Annotated in this window: 3 protein-coding genes; all 3 read right to left on the bottom strand. The window is 40.0% G+C overall.

Features of this window, described 5'->3' with window-relative positions; translation table 11 throughout:
* Positions 1-356 (bottom strand): VOC family protein (locus ACR2F7_RS06600; protein ID WP_432712790.1); only part of this gene is annotated, 356 nt, incomplete at its 3' end.
* A 493-nt stretch (positions 357-849) separates the two neighbouring features.
* Complete coding sequence (gene araA / locus ACR2F7_RS06605; protein WP_432712791.1) at positions 850-2,340, bottom strand: L-arabinose isomerase; 1,491 nt, start codon at positions 2,338-2,340, stop codon at positions 850-852.
* 30 nt (positions 2,341-2,370) lie between these two features.
* Positions 2,371-3,072 carry an L-ribulose-5-phosphate 4-epimerase gene (locus tag ACR2F7_RS06610; RefSeq protein WP_432712792.1) on the bottom strand — a complete coding sequence of 234 codons (702 nt, stop codon included), beginning with the start codon at positions 3,070-3,072 and terminating at the stop codon, positions 2,371-2,373.
* Positions 3,073-3,104 lie beyond the last annotated feature (32 nt).

Here is a 3,104-nt window from a genome sequence, read left to right on the forward strand (position 1 = left end):
CCCCAAAAGGTATCTTCCATTGGCATTTCTATGGTTCCGCCAGCAGATAGGCCATTGAATAAGCGATCGGCCTCTTCCTGGTTATCTGGATGCAAGGAAATGTAATTGTTATTGCCAACAATGAGCTGTTGACCCATGGAAGGACAGTTATCCGAGGCCATTAATGTGTAGCCATTCGCAATTGGTAACGAAACATGCATTACCCTGTTTTTTTCTTCTTCTGTAATAGGCATACCTGGTGCTTCGCCCATTCTGAAGATACCACCTTCAAAATCACCACCAAAAACAGATTTGTAGAAATTAAAAGCTTCTTCGGCTTGGCCGTCGAAATTCAAATAAGGATTCATCTTTACCATGACTTAAAATTTTAAGGTTATACTGATTTTTAAATACGCAGGTCAGGAAAAAACAATCAATCTAAAAATATGATTGCTAATTTTATCGCTCAGCCTGTGTGATTTATGTAAATGCTATTTGAGTAAAAATAAGTTGTATTCATGGTATTTAAGCAGAATTATGCGACAGATAAAGGGTTGTTTACGACAGTTGGTTTAATAACCTTTGGCTAGCTGTTGATTAGCTGTTACTTAACCTTTGGTGTTGATCAAAGACCTATTTGATAGGGACTTGCTACGGGTTTGCTACCGGAAATCCGATAATAGACCCGTCCCATATCAGGAGGAGCTAAAGTATGTATGCTGGTGATGGGTTAATGATGAGTTATGGATTAATAAGGTAGTACTCATGTTTCCAAAGAAGACGTAAAAAAAAGTGCCTGCTCATGATGATGATACAGGCACTTTTATTTATTGAAACAGCTATACCGCTATTGCTTATTTTATAAATGTTTTATTTAAAGAAAACATCGTTCCAGTGTAGTTCATTTCTAAACTGGTTTATTTTAGTGTCAGCACCAATGTTTATGTATTCTATACCAGCAATATTAGCAAAATCTAACAAATGTTCTGTAGTTAAATTCTGGCTAAATGCAGTATGGTGTGCACCACCAGCATAGATCCATGCTGCGCAGCCTGTTTTCATATCAGGTAATGGTTTCCATAAAACACGTGCAACAGGAAGCTTAGGTAAATCGTGTTCTGCCTTAACAGCGGTTACTTCGTTGACTAATAAACGGAAACGGTTTCCCATGTCAATTAAAGAAGCATTAAGGGCATCGCCACCAGCAACGTTGAATACCAGACGTGCAGGATCAGCCTTACCACCAATGCCAAGCGGATGAACTTCCAGGCTTGCTTTGCCAGCAGCTAATGAAGCATCAACTTCAAGCATATGCGAACCTAAAACCATGGAATTGGCCGGGTCGAAATGATAAGTATAATCTTCCATAAAAGCATTACCGCCAGGTAAACCGGCACCCATTACTTTACATGCACGCACTAAAGCCACCGTTTTCCAATCTCCCTCACCGGCAAAACCATAACCATCAGCCATTAAGCGCTGTGCGGCAATTCCGGGAAGTTGAATCATGCCATGAAGATCTTCAAACGTATCAGTAAAACCTTTAAAATTTCCATCAGTCAAGAACTTTCTTAAGCCAAGTTCAATTTTCGCAGCATCGTATACAGCAGCATGTCTTTCACCACCGGCGCGTAAATCATCAGCCATTGTATAGCTTTCTTTATATACGGCCAATAACTGCTGAATAGCTTCTTCAGGAATGCTATTGATCACAGCAACTAAATCGCCAATACCATAAGTGTTAACTGAAAAGCCAAATTTCATTTCCGCCTCAACTTTATCGCCATCTGTTACGGCAACAAAGCGCATGTTATCGCCAAAACGGGCAAACTTGGCACCTTGCCAATCATACCATCCAGCAGCAGCTCTACACCAGGTATCAATCTGTTTTAATACTTCGGCATCTTGCCAATGACCAACAACAACCTTACGATCTTTACGCATACGGGTAACCATAAAGCCGAATTCACGGTCACCATGAGCACTCTGGTTAGTGTTCATGAAATCCATGTCGATGGTACTCCAGGGAATATCACGGTTAAATTGTGTGTGTAAGTGTAACAATGGTTTTTGAAGCACATTTAAACCCCTGATCCACATCTTGGCGGGAGAGAAGGTGTGCATCCATGTAATTACACCAATACAATTTTCAGCCATATTAGCAGACTGTAAAGTTTCAAAAATTTCCTCAGTAGTCTTTACAATAGGTTTGTAGACAACAGAAACAGAAACCTCTTTACTGTTGTTGAAAGACTCAGCAACCTGCTGTGCATGGTCTGCCACTTGTTTTAAAGTTTCTTCACCATACAAATGCTGTGTACCAGTGATTAACCAAACTTCTAATTTCTTTAAATCAATCATTATATATTTTGCTCTTGTTTAAAAATAAATTTATTCTTGTCCGTAATAAGCATTGCTGCCATGTTTACGCTCATAATGTTTTTCGATCAGCGAATCCTGTAATCTTGGTGCTTGTGGGTTGATCTGTTGAGTAAGCAAGGCCATGTGGGCCACAGCTTCCAGCACGGCACTGTTGTAGACTGCTTTTTCTGCTGTTTTAGCCCAGGTAAATGGCGCATGGTTACCCACCAAAATCATTTCTACCTCTTTATAGCTTAAACCCAGACTTTTGAAATGGTTTATGATCTGAAAGCCTGTTTCATATTCATAATTGCCTTTAATCATGTCATCACCCATAGGAGGGGCACAAGGAATATCAACTGTTAAATGGTCAGCATGCGTAGTACCAAAAATAGGGATTGGTTTTTGTGCCTGTGCCCAAGCCGTAGCAAAGGTGGAATGTGTATGTACAATTCCGCCAATTTCAGGCCAGTTTTTGTAAAGGACGGCATGCGTTTTTGTGTCTGATGATGGACGTAAATCACCCTCTATGGTATTTCCATCAAAGTCCACAATCACCATTTTATCTGCAGTAAGCTCCTCATAAGGAACACCACTGGGTTTAATGGCAAAAACATTTTTTTCCCTGTCGGCGGCACTCACATTGCCGAAGGTAAATAAAACCAGGTTTAACTTTGGCAGTTGCATGTTTGCCAGGTAAGCCTGTTCTTTTATATGCTGATAAATGCTCATGATTGATAAGGTTTGATATCTCTTTTATTGTG

Origin of the sequence: Pedobacter sp. (assembly GCF_045628745.1) — a bacterium.
Classification (GTDB): Bacteria; Bacteroidota; Bacteroidia; order Sphingobacteriales; family Sphingobacteriaceae; genus Pedobacter.

What these genes read in the sequence shown, in the direction of transcription:
- araA (WP_432712791.1), bottom strand. Translation starts at nt 2,340, where the DNA reads ATGATTGATTTAAAGAAATTAGAAGTTTGGTTAATCACTGGTACACAG.
- ACR2F7_RS06610 (WP_432712792.1), bottom strand. Translation starts at nt 3,072, where the DNA reads ATGAGCATTTATCAGCATATAAAAGAACAGGCTTACCTGGCAAACATG.